The 16,589-nt window shown below is 69.4% G+C and carries 18 protein-coding genes; 12 read left to right on the top strand and 6 right to left on the bottom strand.

All coding sequences use genetic code 11. The annotated features are described in order from the left end of the window. Nucleotides 1-9: 9 nt before the first annotated feature. The gene (gene lonB / locus NO345_RS09660) at nucleotides 10-2,184 is read left to right on the top strand and encodes an ATP-dependent protease LonB (RefSeq protein WP_256298691.1); all 2,175 of its coding nucleotides are present in this window, start codon (nucleotides 10-12) and stop codon (nucleotides 2,182-2,184) included. A 6-nt stretch (nucleotides 2,185-2,190) separates the two neighbouring features. Next, the gene (locus NO345_RS09655; protein WP_256298689.1) at nucleotides 2,191-3,141 is read left to right on the top strand and encodes a CPBP family intramembrane glutamic endopeptidase; all 951 of its coding nucleotides are present in this window, start codon (nucleotides 2,191-2,193) and stop codon (nucleotides 3,139-3,141) included. 67 nt (nucleotides 3,142-3,208) lie between these two features. Here the strand turns inward: NO345_RS09655 and NO345_RS09650 are convergent, their stop codons facing one another. Next, nucleotides 3,209-3,688, bottom strand: coding sequence for an MGMT family protein (locus tag NO345_RS09650; RefSeq protein ID WP_256298687.1), 480 nt, complete (start codon nucleotides 3,686-3,688; stop codon nucleotides 3,209-3,211). 110 nt (nucleotides 3,689-3,798) lie between these two features. Here NO345_RS09650 and trpC point away from each other — a divergent pair, with 110 nt between their 5' ends. The 7 genes from trpC (at nucleotide 3,799) to NO345_RS09615 (ending at nucleotide 9,000) form a co-directional block, all read left to right on the top strand. Then, nucleotides 3,799-4,551, top strand: a complete 753-nt coding sequence (gene trpC, locus NO345_RS09645) for an indole-3-glycerol phosphate synthase (RefSeq protein WP_256299565.1) — start codon at nucleotides 3,799-3,801, stop codon at nucleotides 4,549-4,551. Between the two features lie 98 nt (nucleotides 4,552-4,649). Beyond that, nucleotides 4,650-5,849: a tryptophan synthase subunit beta gene (gene trpB / locus NO345_RS09640; RefSeq protein ID WP_438266768.1), complete on the top strand. Its 1,200-nt coding sequence runs from the start codon at nucleotides 4,650-4,652 to the stop codon at nucleotides 5,847-5,849. After that, nucleotides 5,846-6,667, top strand: a complete 822-nt coding sequence (gene trpA, locus NO345_RS09635; protein WP_256298685.1) for a tryptophan synthase subunit alpha — start codon at nucleotides 5,846-5,848, stop codon at nucleotides 6,665-6,667. Before trpB ends, trpA begins: the two co-directional genes overlap by 4 nt. Nucleotides 6,668-6,694: 27 nt before the next feature. Then, nucleotides 6,695-7,492, top strand: coding sequence for a 2-amino-3,7-dideoxy-D-threo-hept-6-ulosonate synthase (locus tag NO345_RS09630; RefSeq protein WP_256298683.1), 798 nt, complete (start codon nucleotides 6,695-6,697; stop codon nucleotides 7,490-7,492). A 32-nt stretch (nucleotides 7,493-7,524) separates the two neighbouring features. Further along, nucleotides 7,525-8,094 carry a SprT family zinc-dependent metalloprotease gene (locus NO345_RS09625; RefSeq protein WP_256298681.1) on the top strand — a complete coding sequence of 190 codons (570 nt, stop codon included), beginning with the start codon at nucleotides 7,525-7,527 and terminating at the stop codon, nucleotides 8,092-8,094. Nucleotides 8,095-8,133: 39 nt separating this feature from the next. Then, the gene (locus NO345_RS09620) at nucleotides 8,134-8,637 is read left to right on the top strand and encodes a hypothetical protein (RefSeq protein ID WP_256298679.1); all 504 of its coding nucleotides are present in this window, start codon (nucleotides 8,134-8,136) and stop codon (nucleotides 8,635-8,637) included. A 60-nt stretch (nucleotides 8,638-8,697) separates the two neighbouring features. Beyond that, nucleotides 8,698-9,000: a DUF7565 family protein gene (locus NO345_RS09615; protein ID WP_256298677.1), complete on the top strand. Its 303-nt coding sequence runs from the start codon at nucleotides 8,698-8,700 to the stop codon at nucleotides 8,998-9,000. Between the two features lie 460 nt (nucleotides 9,001-9,460). Here NO345_RS09615 and NO345_RS09610 read toward each other — a convergent pair whose 3' ends face one another. The 5 genes from NO345_RS09610 to NO345_RS09590 all read right to left on the bottom strand — a co-directional run bounded on the left by NO345_RS09610 (nucleotide 9,461) and on the right by NO345_RS09590 (nucleotide 14,192). Beyond that, the gene (locus NO345_RS09610) at nucleotides 9,461-9,898 is read right to left on the bottom strand and encodes a transcription elongation factor Spt5 (protein ID WP_256298675.1); all 438 of its coding nucleotides are present in this window, start codon (nucleotides 9,896-9,898) and stop codon (nucleotides 9,461-9,463) included. Nucleotides 9,899-9,901: 3 nt separating this feature from the next. Continuing rightward, the gene (locus tag NO345_RS09605; protein ID WP_089731485.1) at nucleotides 9,902-10,069 is read right to left on the bottom strand and encodes a protein translocase SEC61 complex subunit gamma; all 168 of its coding nucleotides are present in this window, start codon (nucleotides 10,067-10,069) and stop codon (nucleotides 9,902-9,904) included. A 75-nt stretch (nucleotides 10,070-10,144) separates the two neighbouring features. After that, entirely contained in the window at nucleotides 10,145-11,299 is a 1,155-nt protein-coding gene (gene ftsZ / locus NO345_RS09600) for a cell division protein FtsZ (protein ID WP_256298670.1), read from the bottom strand. A gap of 118 nt (nucleotides 11,300-11,417) precedes the next feature. After that, the gene (locus NO345_RS09595) at nucleotides 11,418-12,737 is read right to left on the bottom strand and encodes a D-aminoacyl-tRNA deacylase (RefSeq protein WP_256298668.1); all 1,320 of its coding nucleotides are present in this window, start codon (nucleotides 12,735-12,737) and stop codon (nucleotides 11,418-11,420) included. Between the two features lie 45 nt (nucleotides 12,738-12,782). After that, nucleotides 12,783-14,192, bottom strand: a complete 1,410-nt coding sequence (locus NO345_RS09590) for a sodium/calcium exchanger protein (RefSeq protein ID WP_438266762.1) — start codon at nucleotides 14,190-14,192, stop codon at nucleotides 12,783-12,785. Between the two features lie 156 nt (nucleotides 14,193-14,348). Here NO345_RS09590 and NO345_RS09585 point away from each other — a divergent pair, with 156 nt between their 5' ends. The 3 genes from NO345_RS09585 (at nucleotide 14,349) to NO345_RS09575 (ending at nucleotide 16,553) form a co-directional block, all read left to right on the top strand. After that, nucleotides 14,349-15,185: a universal stress protein gene (locus NO345_RS09585; RefSeq protein ID WP_256298666.1), complete on the top strand. Its 837-nt coding sequence runs from the start codon at nucleotides 14,349-14,351 to the stop codon at nucleotides 15,183-15,185. A 73-nt stretch (nucleotides 15,186-15,258) separates the two neighbouring features. Beyond that, entirely contained in the window at nucleotides 15,259-16,074 is an 816-nt protein-coding gene (locus NO345_RS09580; protein WP_256298665.1) for a shikimate dehydrogenase, read from the top strand. 35 nt (nucleotides 16,075-16,109) lie between these two features. After that, nucleotides 16,110-16,553: a helix-hairpin-helix domain-containing protein gene (locus NO345_RS09575; protein ID WP_256298663.1), complete on the top strand. Its 444-nt coding sequence runs from the start codon at nucleotides 16,110-16,112 to the stop codon at nucleotides 16,551-16,553. The last annotated feature ends 36 nt before the right edge of the window (nucleotides 16,554-16,589 follow it).

Raw genomic sequence — 16,589 nt, 5'->3', positions numbered from 1 at the left:
ACCCGTTTCATGAGTAACGATAGTGACCCCAACGACGGCCCCCCGCCGACGGTCGAGGAGACGGTCGACGAGCGGGAGCCCGAAAGTGACGACACCCCCAACCCCGACCGCGAGGAGGGGTTCGAGCCGGTGATCCCCGAGGACGATGGGTCCCCGGACGACGGTGGCCTCCACGACGCGACCGTCGAGGAGGGTACCGACGACGAGGGCACCATCGACGACGAGGGGCCCGACATCGACCGCCTGGGCAGCGACGTCGAGGTGGACATCGGGGCCGAGATCGACGAGGAGATCGAGGAGGACGACCTCCTCGGCGGCCTGAAGGTCGACTCCACGTCGGAGATCGAGGTGCCAGACCGTCTCGTCGACCAGGTTATCGGGCAGGACGACGCCCGCGACATCGTCAAGAAGGCGGCCAAGCAGCGCCGCCACGTGATGATGATCGGCTCCCCGGGTACCGGGAAGTCGATGCTCGCGAAGGCCATGTCCCAGCTCCTCCCGAAGGAGGACCTCCAGGACATCCTCGTCTACCACAACCCGGACGACGGCAACGAGCCGAAGGTCCGCACGGTCCCCGCCGGCAAGGGCGACCAGATCATCGAGGCGTACAAGGACGAGGCCAGGAAGCGCAACCAGATGCGCTCGTTCCTGATGCTCATCATCATGGCCGTGGTCCTCGTCTACGCCGTGGTCACTCGCAGCCTGCTGCTGGGTATCCTCGCGGCCGGTGTCGTCTACCTCGCGTTCCGCTACTCCGGCCGCTCGACGGACTCGATGATCCCGAACCTCGTCGTGAACAACGCCGAACAGCAGACCGCGCCGTTCGAGGACGCGACGGGCGCACACGCCGGCGCGCTGCTGGGCGACGTCCGCCACGACCCGTTCCAGTCCGGCGGCATGGAGACGCCGAGCCACGACCGCGTCGAGCCCGGTGCCATCCACAAGGCCAACAAGGGCGTGCTGTTCGTCGACGAGATCAACACGCTCGACATCCGCAGCCAGCAGAAGCTGATGACGGCCATCCAGGAGGGCGAGTTCGGCATCACCGGCCAGTCCGAGCGCTCCTCGGGCGCGATGGTCCAGACCGAGCCCGTGCCCTGTGACTTCGTCATGGTCGCGGCCGGGAACCTCGACGCGATGGAGAACATGCACCCCGCGCTCCGCAGCCGTATCAAGGGCTACGGGTACGAGGTGTACATGGACGACACCATCGAGGACACCCCCGAGATGCGCCGGAAGTACGCCCGCTTCATCGCCCAGGAGGTCGAGAACGACGGGCGGCTCCCGCACTTCACCCGCGACGCCGCCGAGGAGGTCATCCTCGAGGCGAAGCGCCGCTCGGGCCGGAAGGGCCACCTGACGCTCGAACTGCGGAACCTGGGTGGACTTGTCCGCGTCGCCGGCGACATCGCCCGCGGCGAGGACCGCGACGAGACCACGCGCGACGACGTCATCCAGGCCAAGCGCCGCTCGCGTGGCATCGAACAGCAGCTCGCGGACAACTACATCGAGCGCCGCAAGGACTACGAGATGACGGTCTCCGAGGGCGACGTGGTCGGCCGCGTCAACGGCCTCGCGGTCATGGGCGAGGACTCCGGTATCGTCCTCCCCGTCATGGCCGAGGTCGCCCCCTCGCAGGGCCCCGGGAAGGTCATCGCCACCGGGAAGCTGCAGGAGATGGCCGAGGAGGCGGTGCAGAACGTCTCCGCCATCATCAAGAAGTTCTCCGACGAGGACATCTCGGAGAAGGACATCCACATCCAGTTCGTGCAGGCGGGCCAGCAGGGCGTCGACGGCGACTCCGCGTCCATCACGGTCGCGACCGCCGTCATCAGCGCGCTGGAGGACATGCCCGTCGCGCAGGACCTCGCCATGACCGGCTCCCTCTCCGTGCGGGGCGACGTGCTGCCCGTCGGCGGCGTGACCCACAAGATCGAGGCGGCCGCGAAGGCCGGGCTCGACCGGGTCATCATCCCGAAGGCGAACGAGCAGGACGTGATGATCGAGGACGAGTACAAGGACCAGATCGAGATCATCCCGGTCAGCCACATCAGCGAGGTGCTGGACGTGGCGCTCGCCGGCGAGCCCGACAAGGACTCGCTGGTCGACCGGCTGAAGTCCATCACGGGCTCCGCGCTGGAGCACGACATCGGCCGCAGCGGCGGCTCCCCGAGCCCGCAGTAAGCGGCGATGTCCGGGACGACGGCAGCCGCCGTCGGCCTTCTTCCGTTCTTCCAGTCCCCAGCCGTGGGCTCGTCGTTCGACGCGGTGTCGTTCGCGGCCGCCCTCGCGATCATCACGGCGCTGATGCTCGTGCTCTCGTACTCGACGACGCGGGCGGTGACCGGTTCATCGGGGGGGCACGACCCGAGCGGTCCCCGCGACGGCACCGGGCCCGACGGCTCCGGGGGGTCGACCGACCAGTTCGACACGCACGGGTCGGCACCGGAACCCGGTCCGTCGACGACGCCCGACCCGTCCGCCCCCGAGCCACCCGAGGACCCTCCGGCGTGGCTCGACGAACGCGAGACGGACCCGCTCGCCGCGATGTCGACCGGGATGCTGCTCGCGAACGTCGCCGTCACGCAGGGCGTGTTCCTCGTCGCCGTCGTCGCTGCGGCGTACTTCACCAGCGTCCCGGCGGCCGCGACGGGCCTGTCGCCGGCCGCGTTCGGGCCGATACCCCTGCTCGCCGGCGTGGGTCTCGGAATCGGGCTCTACGTCGCGAACGAGGTCGGCGCGGCCGTCGCCGAAGGTGCGGGCATCGAGTACGACGAGCACCTCCGCGAGAGCCTCGCGCCAGGGAGCGTCGGTGGCTGGGCGGTGCTGTTCGGATTCGTGCTCCCGCTCGTGGCCGTCTTCGAGGAGGTCCTCTTTCGGGCGGCGATGGTCGGCGTGCTCGCTGCGGGCTTCGGCGTCTCGCCGTGGCTGCTCGCCGTCGGCTCCTCGCTCCTGTTCGCGGCCGGCCACGGCCTCCAGGGACCGGCGGGCATCGTCGTCACCGGCGGGCTCGGGTTCGTGCTCGCCGCCGCGTTCGTGCTGACGGGCAGTCTCGCCACCGTCGTCGTCGCACACTACCTCGTGAACGCGCTGGAGTTCGGGGTACACGAGGGGCTGGGCGTGGAGTGGGCACCGGAGTAATCGACCGCGTCGTCCCGGGGTTCTCGGGCGAGCGAACCGAGCAGGGGAAGCCGGGCGTTTCGCCCGGCTAGAGCCCCTCTATCGACCTGAGTTTCTGTTCGACGTGCGGCTCGGCGGCGCTCGGACCGTCGCGTACCCGGTGGTCCGGAACGAGCAACGGCACCGGGTTGGCGTCGAGCGCGGTGCGGACGAGGATGAGGTCGTCGTCGTCCTCGGCGTCGAGGCCGGGGGTCATGCGAGCGAGCTGTGCCACGGAGACGTCCTCGCCGTAGGGAACCTGTTCGCGGAGCGTCTCGAGGACGGCGCGCTGGTCGGACGGCATCGTCAGCGCGACCTCCACGTCGTCGAAGTCGACCGCCTGGAGCCCGTCGAGATACTCGTCGATCCGGTCGAGGACGGGGTGGTCTGCACCGGCGTCGGCGTCGGCCTCCTGCGGGAACGAGACGGAGATGATCCGCCCGCTCGCGAATCCGATCTGTACGGCGCGCTCGAGGAACGGCGAGTGCCGCGCGTAGATTCCAGCGACGCCGTCGTCGTCAGCGTCCATACGGGCTTCAGGATGGAGACGGCCTTGAAGGTTCCCGTGACGATGGTGACCCGCGTCGGCCCGCCGATGACGCAAACCTTATGTACAGATTAGAACATTGATGTACGATGATGAACGCTACAGAGGAGTTCGCGCCCGCCGTCCGCTCCATCCTGGACGCCGCGGCGCGACGGACGGTGCCCGCCGACCGGGTCAGCGTCGACGGTGCGTCGCTCTCCGACGCCCTGACGACGGCCGACGCGGACGAACGGGTACCACTCATCGCGGAGGTGAAACCGACGAGCCCGACGACCGAGGGCACGCGGACCGAGGACCCGGTCGACCTCGCGCGGGCGATGGTCGACGGCGGCGCGGCCGCGCTCTCGGTGCTGACCGAGCCCGAGCACTTCGGCGGCAGCGTCGAGAACCTCGAACGGGTACGCGAGGCCGTCGACGTCCCAGTGCTGCGCAAGGACTTCCTGCTCGAACCGGGCCACCTCGACGCCGTCGAGGCCGACGCCGCGCTGGTCATCGCCCGCTTCGTCGACGACGTGGGCGAGATGGTGGCGGCGGCCCGCGAGCGTGGCTTCGAGCCGCTCGTCGAGGTCCACAGCGTGGCCGAACTGGAGACCGCGCTCGACGCCGACGCGACGCTCGTCGGCGTGAACAACCGCGACCTCGCCAGCCTGACGGTGGACCTGGGGACGTTCGAGCGCGTCGCGGCGGAGGCACCCGACGACGTGACGCTCGTCGCCGAATCCGGCATCTCGACGCCCGCGGACGTACGGCGGATGCGCGCGGCCGGTGCGGACGGCCTGCTGGTCGGCAGTGCGATTATGGCCGGCGAGCCCCGAGAGTCGACAGAGGAGCTGGTGTACGCGTGAGCCTGAACGACGAGACACGACGAGACGGACCCGACGAGAGCGGCGACCGCCCCGGCACGTTCGGCCGCTACGGCGGCCAGTACGTGCCGGAGGCGTTGATGCCCGCGGTACAGGAGCTCGAGGACGCCTACGAGCGCTACGTGCTCGGGAACGAGGACGGCTTCGTCGACGAGTTCCGTCGTCGCCTGCGTGACTTCGGCGGCCGGCCGACGCCGCTCCAGCGCGCGGACCGCCTGAGCGAACGACTCGGGTGCGAGGTGTACCTCAAGCGCGAGGACCTCGTCCACGGCGGCGCGCACAAGCTGAACAACGCGCTCGGGCAGGTGCTCCTCGCGAAGTACATGGGCAAGGAGCGCATCGTCGCCGAGACCGGCGCGGGCCAGCACGGCACCGCGACGGCGATGGCGGCCGCGCACCTCGACATGCCCTGCGAGGTGTACATGGGCACCCGCGACATCCAGCGCCAGCGGCCCAACGTCTTCCGGATGCGGCTGAACGGGAGCGAGGTCAACCCCGTCTCCGCGGGCCGCGGCACGCTGAAGGAGGCGATCAACGAGACGATGCGCGACTGGGCGACGAACGTCGAGGACACCCACTACGTCATCGGCAGCGTCGTCGGGCCGCACCCGTTCCCCGAGATGGTCCGCACCTTCCAATCGGTCATCAGCGAGGAGGCTCGCGAACAGGTACGGGAGAAGGCCGGCCGACTGCCGGACTCGGTCGTCGCCTGCGCCGGGGGCGGCTCGAACACCATGGGCGCGTTCCACGAGTTCGTCGGCGACGACGAGGTGTCGCTGTTCGCCGTCGAGGCGGGCGGCTCCTCGCTCGCGGTCGACGAGGAGATCGGGGTCGCGCCGAACTCCGCGAGCCTGTCGACGGGCACCGAGGGCGTGCTCCACGGCGCGCGGACGAAGCTGCTGCAGGACTCGGACGGCAACGTCGTCGAGAGCCACAGCGTCTCCTCCGGGCTGGACTACGCCGGCGTCGGGCCGGAGCTGGCCCACCTCGTCGACACCGCCCGGGTGACACCCGTGAACGTCGACGACGACGCGGCGCTTTCGGCGTTCCACCTGCTCTCCCAGGAGGAGGGCATCATCCCGGCGCTGGAGTCGGCCCACGCGGTCGCGTTCGCGCGGGCGAACCCGGAGCAGCTCGGCGAGCTGACGGTGATAAACGTCTCCGGGCGCGGGGACAAGGACCTCGAATCCGTCATCGAGGAGACGGAGAAGCGCGAGCTCGAAAACGCGCCCTCGATGGACGTGTTCGGGCGTGCAGCCGGCGACGGAGGTGGCATATGAGCCTCGAAGACGCCTTCGACGAGCCGGCGTTCGTCCCGTACCTCTGTGTCGGCGACCCGAGCGTCGAGCGCACCAGGGAGTACGTGGAGGCGCTCGTGCGCGGCGGCGCGGACGTGCTCGAACTCGGGCTGCCGTTCTCCGAACCCATCGCGGAGGGGCCGACCATCCAGGGCTCGGTCGTTCGCGCGCTGGAGGCGGGGGTCACGCCCGAGGTGTACCTCGACTTCGTGTCGTCGCTCGACGTGGACGTGCCAATCGTCTGCATGACCTACTACAACCTGCTGTACCAGTACGGGGACAGCGACGGGCCGGAGGCGTTCGTCGCACGCGCCGCCGAGGTCGGCATCTCCGGGTTCGTCATCCCGGACCTGCCCGCCGAGGAGGCCGGGCCGCTCCGGGATGCGTGCGACGAGCACGGGCTGGACCTCGTGTTCATCGTCGCGCCGACGACCGAGGGCGAGCGCCTCGAGCGCATGGTCGAGCTGTCCTCGGGCTACCTCTACGTGCAGGCGAGGATGGGCGTCACGGGTGCGAAGGCCGACGTGAGCGACCAGACCGGTGAGTCGCTGGCGAAGGTCAGTCAGTACGACATCCCTAAGGCGGTCGGCTTCGGCGTGTCGAGTGGTGACCAGGCGCGACGCATCGTCGAGGCCGGCGCGGACGGCGTCATCGTCGGCAGCGCGCTCGTCGACATCGTCGCCGAACACGGCGACGCCGACGGCGACGACGTCCCGGAGCGGCTCGAGGCGATGGCTCGCGAACTCAGCGAGGGCGTCGCGGCCGGCGCGGAAAATATGGCGAAACCGGAAGGCCAATAAATGCGATATGCTAACTACTGACAACCAATGACGACACCAGGAACACGTGCACGCCTCGGTCGCGTCGGGACAGACGGGAACTACCTCGTCGTCCCGATGGACCACGGCATCACACTCGGTGCGGTACAGGGACTGAAGGACATCGAATCGACCATCGACGCGGTCACGCGGGCCGGAGCCGACGCCGTCCTCACGCAGAAGGGCATCGCGCCGCGCGTCCACGACCACAGGAACGACGCGGGCTACATCGTCCACCTCAACGCGTCGACGACCATCGGCCCGGACACGAACGACAAACGGCTCACCGGCACCGTCGAGGAGGCCATCCGGGCCGGGGCCGACGCCGTCTCCTTCCACATCAACGTCGGCAGCGACCACGAGCCCGAGCAGATCGAGGACCTCGCGGGAATCACCGACACCGCCGCACGCTTCGGCATCCCCGTCCTCGCGATGGCGTACGCCCGCGGCCCCGGCGTCGACAGCACCGACCCGGAGTCGCTCGGGCACGCGGTCCGCCTCGCCGAGGAACTGGGCGCGGACCTCGTGAAGACCGGCTACTCCGGCGACGGCGCGTCCTTCGAACACGTCTGCGAGTCCACCCGGCTCCCCGTCCTCATCGCCGGCGGCGCGCGCGGCAGCGACCGCGACACCGTCGAGATGGTCCGCGGCGCGATGGACGGCGGCGCGGCCGGTGTCTCCATGGGCCGCTCCATCTTCCAGCACGAGGACCCGGCAGCCATCACGACGGCGGTCTCGGCCATCGTCCACGACGACGCGAGCGTCGACGAGGCGCTCGAACGCGGCGGCTTCGTCGTCGAAGCCTGAACGCTTTTGCACCCATCCCCCGAGCATCCACCGTGGCCAGCGACAGCATCGGCGCACCGGACCCCGACACACCCGAGGACCTGCTCGCGTGGGCCCGTACCTACGCCGGCACCGTCGACATCGACGTGGACCTCGACGCGGTCGACTGGGACATCTCGAAGCACGCGCGCCGCCGGGCCGGAGCCTGCCGGTACGACCCCGACCACGGTGTCACCATCGTCCTCTCCTGGCACTCGTACCGGACCCACGGCTGGGCCGAGGTCGCCGACACTGTCCGGCACGAGCTCGTCCACGCCTGGGAGTTCCAGCGCTTCGGCGAGTCGGGCCACGGGCCCCGCTTCAGGGAGCAGGCCGACGCGGTGGACGCACCGCGGCACTGCGAGCCGTTCGCCGACCCGCGGTACCTGCTGCACTGTCGGGACGACGACTGCGACTGGAGCGCCCGCCGGTACCGCGCCTCGAAGACCGTCACCGAGCCCGGGCGCTACCGCTGTGGCGACTGCGGGGACCGCTACGTCGTCGAGCACGCGGACTCCGGTCGGACGTGGAGCGACGGCGCGGGCTACGAGCAGGTCAGGGCCGCACTCGGCGACGACTGGTGACGTGACAACCGACAAGGTATCTGCATTCGTACACCAGGTATGCGCCGCAGAACGGTCCTCGCGGGCGGCAGTGTCGCCCTCACCTCCCTCCTCGGTGGCTGTTCCGCCGTCAGCACGGTCGTCGACGACTCGCCGTCGCTCCCGCCGGGGATGTCGGTGAGGGCGGAACACGTCGGACACGACGTGTTCGAATCACGTGAACGGGCACAGCCCGGATACAAAGAGATGGCCCATCGAGTGTTCACCGAGAGGGACGACGCGATGGCGTCGATTGCTTCGGGCGAACTTCCACCGAATTTCCTCGGCGACACCGACTTCGAGGCGTCGTTCCTCGTGGTCGTCCAGTACGGCAGACAGAGCGCGACGTGGCTCGACCTCGACCGCATCGAGCGCACCGACGGCGGCCTCCACGTCGTCGCCCGCGTCGAGGAGCCCTCGGGCGGGTACGGCGACGACCTCGCCATCCACTCGCTGCTGCTACGGATCACCGACTCACGGGACGGTGTCCCCGACAGGATCTCCGTCACCGTCGACGACCGATGAGCCAGCCCGGCCACCATGGACAACAGTGAAATAGCGGACTCGCGTACTTCCGCGCAACCGATGCCCTGGGAATGCGGAATCGACGGCTGCGGCGAGCGGTTCGGCACGCCCGAGGACCTCGTGGTCCACCAGAGCACCGACCACGAGCGCCGCGAGTGCAAGGTCTGTGGCGTCGTCGTCCCCGACGGCTACCTCGCCATCCGTCACGCCTTCAACGAGCACTCCCGCGCCGAGTACGTCCGCGCCTACGGCGCGAGCTCCGAGGAGGTGCGCGAACGCGAGGAGATCAAGGAGCTCGTCGAGGACGAGGCCGACCTCCAGACCGTCGTCGAACGCCTCGGCGGCGAGGCCGTCCAGTCCTGACGGCGGTTGCTCCGTGAGCGCCCTCCAGAGCGACAGCCCCGTGCCGAGCAGCACCCGGGCCTAACTAGTAGGGCATTCGGTCTTTTTCCGCCCGCGCGCTCCATCCCGGTACCTGAGTCGTGGTTGGGGGGAGACGCGACTCAGGAGGGTTCGGACCCTTTGCACTGCAGCGCCGCTTCGCGCGGCCCCCGACCAGTCCGTCACACCCGTACTGGGTACGCCATTCCCGTATCATCGCCACCGCGTCTCACGAGGACGTCGGCTCGGAGCGATGGCTCTCCCGGTCTCGTGTCGTCCTCCGGCAGAAGCATCATGAGCCCGTCAGCGCTCTTCGGCGTCTCGCGGGTCACTCCGTTCCCCGCTCGACTATCCGAGGAACGCTTCGCTGGCGCTCAGCGTTCCTCGCTGCTCACGGGTCGCAGGCTCCCCGTTCGCGTATCGAGGAGCGGTTCGCTGGCGCTCACCGCTCCTCGCTGTCCAGGACCCGGATCTGGTCGCCACGCACGGTGACGGGGATCGGAACCGTCGCTTCGTACAGCTCGACGGTGACCTGGTCCTTGCCCTCGTCGATGCGCTGGACCTGCGCCTTCTCGCCCTTGAACGGGCCGGCGATGAGCTCGACGATGTCGCCCTCCGCGATGCCCTCCACGTCCGGCTTCGGGGAGAGGAAGTGCTCGACCTCCGTGATGTCGGACTCCCCCGGGATGACGCTGCGGGCGTGCGGGATGTCCTCGAGCACGCGCTCGATGATGTTGTAGTCGTCCGCCTCGACCATCACGTAGCTCGTCAGCGAGTCGGGTGCGAGCGCGGCGTGGATGGTCTCCTCCTCGCGGTTCATGATCATGTCGGCGACCGTTCGCTCCTGGCTCGCGGTCGTCTTGACTGCGTAGATAGGCATGGTTCAGGCCGGGAGGAACCCCATGACGAGTGCGATGATGAAGCCCATGACGCCGACGAGCAGAATCCCTGCACCGGCGATCTTGGCGATCTGTGAGAACTCCTCGCGCGAGGGTGTGCTCGCCATCTTGAGCACACGCACGTAGGAGTTGAGGTCCTTTGGAACGTTCATGGGCGTCGCTTCGGTATCAGCGCTTTTCTATCTATTGATGCGAGCTAACCGACGGCGAGCGACGAGAACGGGAGATTACTCGACGAAATCGATGTCCTGCTGGACCGAGGGGTCGGGCTCGGCGGTGTCGTCGCCGGGCTGACCGTAGATCTGCGGCGAGTCCACACCGGTGACGACGATCATCGTGCGCATGCTGCCCTCCAGCGTCTCGTCGATGGACGTCCCCCAGATGATGCGGGCGTCGGGGTCGATGCGGTCGTATATCTCCTCGACGACGCCCTCTGCCTCCTCGATGCTCATGTCCGAGCCGCCGGTGACGTTCACCAGCGCCGAGGACGCACCGGAGATGTCCACGTCGAGCAGCGGCGACCGGAGTGCCGCCTTCACCGAGTCCGTGGACTTGGCATCCGAGTCGGACTCGCCGAGGCCGATCATCGCGACGCCGCCGCGCTCCATGACGGTGCGGACGTCGGCGAAGTCGAGGTTGACGAGGCCGGGCTTCGTGATGAGCTCGGTGATGCCCTTCACCGAGCGCATGAGCACCTCGTCGCTGACCTTGAACGCCTGCCGGACGGGGAGCTTGCCCACCGAATCGAGCAGCCGGTCGTTCGGGACGACGATGACCGTGTCGCTCACGTCGCGGAGCCGTTCGAGGCCGGCTTCGGCGTTCGTGCGACGGACCTCCCCCTCGGCGGTGAACGGCGTCGTGACGATGGCGATGGTGAGCGCGCCCGACTCGCGGGCGGCCTTCGCGACGACCGGCGCGGAGCCGGTGCCCGTGCCGCCGCCGAGCCCCGCCGTGACGAACACCATGTCCGAGCCCTCGATGGACTCGTAGATCTCTTCCTGGGACTCGAGGGCGGCCTCCTCGCCGACCTGCGGAAGCGAGCCAGCCCCGCGCCCGCCGGTCTTCTGCTCGCCCATCAGTATCTTCTCGTCGGACTCGATCTCGACGAGGTGCTGGACGTCGGTGTTCGCGGCGACGAGCTTCGCGCCGTGGATGCCCTCCTCGTGCATCCGGTTGATGGTGTTCCCGCCGGCACCACCACAGCCGACGACGGTGATGTTCGTCTGCAGGTCCTGCAGTACGTCCTCCAGCTCGTCGTCGGTCATCTTGCCGGTTCGGTGCGCCGGTTCGTCCTGCGGGGTGGTCCCCCGGCGACCACCCTCGTCGGGGTCCTCGGCCTCCCCCTCGGCCTCGTCGATAGCGTTTTCGACAATGGAGTCCATCCTTAGCCCTCTTTTATACTATGCAGGTTAATTACCTTTCCCCTGGTGTCTGACGACCGTCTGACGAAATTTGCGGGCTGTCTAACGAGCGATTAAGTGGGCGGAGAGTACGGTGGAATTATCCAAGCTCGAACCGGTCGGTCCGCTCGGTCCGGACCGACGCCGGGTCGACCGTCCGTCCCCCGACCTCGACCGGCTTTCCGCCGGCGAGCTTCCCGAACTTCGGGCCCTCGGGGACGCCGGCCTCGTGTGCGAGGTCGGGGTCGAACGCGCGCTCTACGGCGACGACCACGCCGTCCTCGCGGCGGACCGTCTCGTACCCCTCGGCCAGCAGGTCACAGATGTCGTCGACGAGCGCGTCGAACTCGCCGGGGACGAACGCCGCGCGGTCGCCGACCCGGCTGCCGGCGTTCTCCGTCTGGAGGGCGACCGCGTGTGCCTCGACGGCGTCGTAGGTCCGTTCGCGGTCGATGGCCTGCGTCGCCGCGAGCAGGTCGTCGGGGAGGCCGCGGACGACCCACTCGTCGGCGTCGAAGCGGTCCCCGAACCGGAGGCCGTCGTCGACGCTCGCGATGGCGTCCTCCAGCTCGGCGACGCGGTCGAGGTCCCGGCCGTCGACGGCCCGGAGCCACGTCTCGCTCACGACGCGGAATCCGAGCTCCTCGATGGTGTCGACGAGCGCCGGATGGTCGCCCTCGACGAGCGCGAGCGACGCGCCGCTGGCGTCGAAGCTCCGGGCGAGCACGTCGCGGTGCTCATCCGGGTGGCCCATCGCGTCGAGCGACCAGTCGCCCGCGACGTGCCCGACCGCCCAGTCGGTCTCGCGGCCGACGCGCTCGAACCGCGGGACGTAGTGGCCGCCGCCGAAGCCGACGACGGTGCGCTCGCGGTGGGGCTCGACGCCCTCGATGTCGAGAATCGCCCGCGCCACGGCGCGGGCCCCCTCGGGGTCGGCCCACTCGTCCTCGCCGCTGCCGAGCTCGACGAACATCGACGGCACGCCCACGTCGCTCGGCCCGTGGTGGGTGCACTCCATGCCGACCTCGTAGCCGTCGGGCGCGTGCCGGTCGAACGCCGACAGCAGTGCCGCCTGCGCGTTCGGACACGCGGCGGCGAGCGCGTCGTCCTCGCCGCCGTACTCCGCCGGACCGAAGTTGCCAGTGAAGTGCGCCGTCAGCAGCGGGCCGGTGTTCCCGGAGTGCCGCGATGCGAACAGCAACAGCTCCGCGTCGTCGAACGCCGTCGCGACGCCGTCGAGGTGGAGGTGCAGCTCGTCGAAGGTGCGGAGCTCGAACCCGTCGGTCCGATGGACCGTCCCGCCGCCGTCGGCGTCGGGGCGGCCCTCGTCGACCGTCGCCTCCCAGTCGGCGAGGTCGAGCAGGTGCTCACCGATGTGCTCCGAGGCCGAGTCCGCACGGCTGACGACGATTGCTATCACGGCTCGGCGTTGACGGGGCGAGAACAAGTCGGTGTCGGGTCGCGGTCAGTCCGAGTGCTCGGCCGCGCTCGTACCGGTCACCGACTCCCGGGCGGTGGCCGCCGTCGTCTGGAAGATGTCGACGAGGGCCTCGCGCCGCCGGAAGAACAGGACGATGGAGATGGCGACGTACAGCACCGTGTAGGCGTGGAGGACGAAGATGCTGAACTCCCCGGCCGCGCTGTCGGTCATCGTCACGATGGCACCGAACTCGATGATCACCTGCGAGGCGAACAGCGCGAGCAGCACCAGCGACTCACGCACCGAGATGTCGAAGTTCGTGATGATGGCGATGGCGAACAGGCTCTGGGCCGCCGTGATCCAGATCTCGGCGGTCTGCTTCTCGTCGAACGGGAGCGTGCCGACGCTGCCGAGTGCGAGGCTGTAGACGACCGCGAGCGTCCCGATGAGCAGCGTCCACTGGTTGAGCTTCGAGGAGATGAGCGCGTTGAAGCCGGCCGTCGAGCGCGCCTTGTTCACGAGGTAGGCGACGACGATCAGCTCGGGGCTCTCGGAGGCCAGCGGAGCGATCCACTGGATCATGAAGAACTCGGGGATGCCGAACGACAGGCCGATCTCCTCCAGCCCGTGTGCGAACGGGTGGACGGCGGTGTAGATCATGAGGCCGGAGTAGACGAACAGCGTGATCGAGGAGAGCGTACGGTAGGCGAAGGGGAGTCGCTGCAGGTACGCCGGCACACCGACCTGCTCCTCGTGCTCCTCGACGTCACCGCGGATGATGATGGCGATGTAGGCGATGTAGATGCCGACGAGGACGAGCGTGTCGGCGACGCCGATGCCACCGTTCAGCGGGACGAAGAACGCGACGAGCGTCGCCGCGAGCAGGAAGACGATCTCCAGTCCGAGGTCGCGGTCGAGGCTGACACTGCTACCGAGGAACCCGTCGCCGTCGTTGACGGACGGGTCGCTGGAGCTCCCGGCCCGGTAGACGGTGAACAGCGCGATGCCCGACCAGCCGAGTCCGATGAGGATGCGGTTCGCGCCGGTCATGTTCGCGACGGCGAGGTTCGCGTCGTGACAGGCGGCGGCGACGGTCCCGTCCGCGGCGTTCTCTATCTCCCGGGTCGTGAAATCCGCGCAAGCCTGGGCCGTCGCACCGCCGTCACCGGCACCGAAGGCGTACAGTGCGTCGACCGCGTACTCGGGTGCGACCGCGAGCACCGCGAGCACCGCGATGGCGAACGCCCGGGGGACGTCCTTCTCGGCGGTCTCGGCACCCCACGCGAGCATGAACGACGCACCGAGTACCGAGAGTCCACTCACCGCGACTGTGCCGATGTGCGAAAGTCCAACCGCCCCTGGCCCCCCGAGTAGCTCCACACCGACCCACGGAGCCGTGAGCAGAGCGGCGAAGACGAGGGCGGCCAGCGGGTGCTGGAGCCGGTCCTTCAACATACCCCAACCGTTCGCTATAGCGCAAGTAACGCTTGTGGTTTCGGGAGCGCGACACCCCTGTCAGGCAGTTTCACGCGCGACGGTCCCACGGTGGCCGACCGACGAGACGGCGACGCATCACTTTTGTACCGAGTCGACGAACCCCCGGCCAGAGACATGTTCGAGCGACTTCTCATCGCGGTCGACGGAAGCGACTGTGCCACACGAGCGGCCCGCGCGGGCGTGGCGATGGCGGCGACGTACGGGGCGACGGTCGACGCCGTCACCGCGGTGCACGACGAACTCGACGAGGACGACGCGGGTCGCGTCCTCGAGGACGTCGAATCCATCGCCGAGGAGGCCGGCGTCACGGTCACGTCCCACGTCGTGCACGGCCGTCCCGCCAGGTCGGTCGTCTCCCTCGCCGACGAGATCGACGCCGACGCCGTCGTGGTCGGCCGCCACGGGCGGAGCGGCTTCCGGGAACGGCTCCTCGGGAGCGTCACCGAGCGCGTGCTCCGCCGCACCGAGCGGCCCGTCCTGACCGTCCCCACCGGTGACGGCCCGGTCGACGACTACACCGACGTCCTCCTCCCGACCGACGGGAGCGAGGCCGCCGCCGCGGCCGGCGCACCTGCGACCGACCTCGCCGGGACGTACGACGCGACGCTGCACGTCCTCGGCGTCGTCGACGTGGTCCGCGAGTCCGGCCCGTTCAGTGCCGGCGGCGTCGACCAGGCGTACATCGACCGTCTCCTCGATGCCGAACGCGAGGGCGTCGACGCGCTCGCCGACGACTGTGCCGACCTCGCCGGAGACGACCTGCCCATCGAGCGCGCGACCGTGACTGGTACCCCGAGCAAGGCCATCGTCGAGTACGTCGAGGACGAGGGGGTCGACCTCGTCGTCATGAGCTCCAGCGGCGAGTCGAGCCTCGCCGGCCAGCTGCTCGGGAGCACGACCGACCGTGTCCTGCGGACCATCGACGAGCCCGTGCTCGTCGTCCGTCCCTGAGGCCGACGGGACCGAGACGCGAACGCTGCCGCCCCCGGACGACTTTTCACCCACCGCCGCCTCGCACCGACCAATGCAGGTGTTCGGACTCGTCGGCAACCCGGTCGGTCACTCGCTCTCCCCGCCGATGCACGAGGCCGCGTACGCTGCCCGCGACATCGACGCCCGGTACGTCACCTTCGAGCCCACGCCGGCCGACCTGCCAGCCGCCATCGAGGGCGCGCGGGCACTCGGCGTCAGCGGGCTGAACGTCACCGTCCCGTACAAGGAACGCGTCCACGACCTCGTCGCCGTCGACGACCTCGCCGCACGCATCGGCGCGGTCAACACCGTCGACCTCTCCGGCGACGAGCCGACCGGCCACAACACCGACGCGGCCGGTGCCCGTCGCGCACTCGAAGCACAGGGCGAGGCCGATCTCGACGGGGCCGACGCCGTCGTCGTCGGCGCGGGCGGTGCCGGGCGTGCCGTCGCCCACGGCCTCGCCGACGCGGGCGCGACAGTCGCCATCGCGAACCGGACCGAGGAACGGGCCGTCGATCTCGCGAGCGACGTGGCCCACGCGACGGGCCACGGGCTCGACGCCCTCCACGACCTGCTCGCCGACGCGGCCATTCTCGTGAACGCGACCAGCGTCGGCATGGAGGAAGACGAGACACCGGTCCCCGCAGCCGCGCTCCACGCCGACCTCGTCGTCCTCGACGCGGTGTACGCACCGCTCGAGACACGGCTCCTCCGTGACGCCGCCACTGCCGGCGCGACGACGGTCGACGGTGCGTGGATGCTCCTGTATCAGGGAGCAGAGGCGTTCGAGCTGTGGACGGGGATGGCGGCACCCGTTGCCGCCATGGACGACGCGCTGCGGACACACCTCCGAGACGACAGGTAGCGGGTTTAAGTGGCACCGACAGCTACGTACCGCCAATGCCACTGCTCAAGAAGTTGAAGTCGCTCTTCGGACTCGACGACGGGTCGCAGCCGGAGTCCTCCCGTGACGTCGGCGTCACGGTCGAGAAGGAACGGCAGGCCGGTGCCACAGCCGAGTCGACCTCCAACGGTGACGACGACGGTTCGACCACGGCGCACGCGACCGACGAGCCGTCGGCCGAAGTGGCCGACGAACCGACCGAGGAGACGACCGAGTCGGAACCCGAGTCCGACGCGGACGACGGCGAGGACGAGGAGGAGTCAGCGCCCGTCAAGGAGATCAAGGGTATCGGTCCGGCCTACGCCGACCGCCTCGGCAGCGTCGGTATCGAGACCATCGCCGACCTCGCCGACGCCGACCCCGAGTCGGTCGCCGCGGAGACCGAGATCTCCGAGACCCGCGTCACCGAGTGGGTCAAGCGCGCGAAGGCGCGCAGCTAGGGACCGGAAGACGATTAGGCCCCCGCCGCTATCCTC

Origin of the sequence: Haloarchaeobius salinus (genome assembly GCF_024464185.1) — an archaeon.
Taxonomy (GTDB): domain Archaea; phylum Halobacteriota; class Halobacteria; order Halobacteriales; family Natrialbaceae; genus Haloarchaeobius; species Haloarchaeobius salinus.
Note: the sequence above shows the minus strand (reverse complement) of the source record. Positions and strands in the feature narration are given on the sequence as shown.

Coding starts and splice junctions, on each gene's coding strand:
- lonB (WP_256298691.1), top strand. CDS start 10: ATGAGTAACGATAGTGACCCCAACGACGGCCCCCCGCCGACGGTCGAG.
- NO345_RS09655 (WP_256298689.1), top strand. CDS start 2,191: ATGTCCGGGACGACGGCAGCCGCCGTCGGCCTTCTTCCGTTCTTCCAG.
- NO345_RS09650 (WP_256298687.1), bottom strand. CDS start 3,688: ATGGACGCTGACGACGACGGCGTCGCTGGAATCTACGCGCGGCACTCG.
- trpC (WP_256299565.1), top strand. CDS start 3,799: ATGAACGCTACAGAGGAGTTCGCGCCCGCCGTCCGCTCCATCCTGGAC.
- trpB (WP_438266768.1), top strand. CDS start 4,650: ATGCCCGCGGTACAGGAGCTCGAGGACGCCTACGAGCGCTACGTGCTC.
- trpA (WP_256298685.1), top strand. CDS start 5,846: ATGAGCCTCGAAGACGCCTTCGACGAGCCGGCGTTCGTCCCGTACCTC.
- NO345_RS09630 (WP_256298683.1), top strand. CDS start 6,695: ATGACGACACCAGGAACACGTGCACGCCTCGGTCGCGTCGGGACAGAC.
- NO345_RS09620 (WP_256298679.1), top strand. CDS start 8,134: ATGCGCCGCAGAACGGTCCTCGCGGGCGGCAGTGTCGCCCTCACCTCC.
- NO345_RS09615 (WP_256298677.1), top strand. CDS start 8,698: ATGCCCTGGGAATGCGGAATCGACGGCTGCGGCGAGCGGTTCGGCACG.
- NO345_RS09610 (WP_256298675.1), bottom strand. CDS start 9,898: ATGCCTATCTACGCAGTCAAGACGACCGCGAGCCAGGAGCGAACGGTC.
- NO345_RS09605 (WP_089731485.1), bottom strand. CDS start 10,069: ATGAACGTTCCAAAGGACCTCAACTCCTACGTGCGTGTGCTCAAGATG.
- ftsZ (WP_256298670.1), bottom strand. CDS start 11,299: ATGGACTCCATTGTCGAAAACGCTATCGACGAGGCCGAGGGGGAGGCC.
- NO345_RS09590 (WP_438266762.1), bottom strand. CDS start 14,192: ATGTTGAAGGACCGGCTCCAGCACCCGCTGGCCGCCCTCGTCTTCGCC.
- NO345_RS09585 (WP_256298666.1), top strand. CDS start 14,349: ATGTTCGAGCGACTTCTCATCGCGGTCGACGGAAGCGACTGTGCCACA.
- NO345_RS09580 (WP_256298665.1), top strand. CDS start 15,259: ATGCAGGTGTTCGGACTCGTCGGCAACCCGGTCGGTCACTCGCTCTCC.
- NO345_RS09575 (WP_256298663.1), top strand. CDS start 16,110: ATGCCACTGCTCAAGAAGTTGAAGTCGCTCTTCGGACTCGACGACGGG.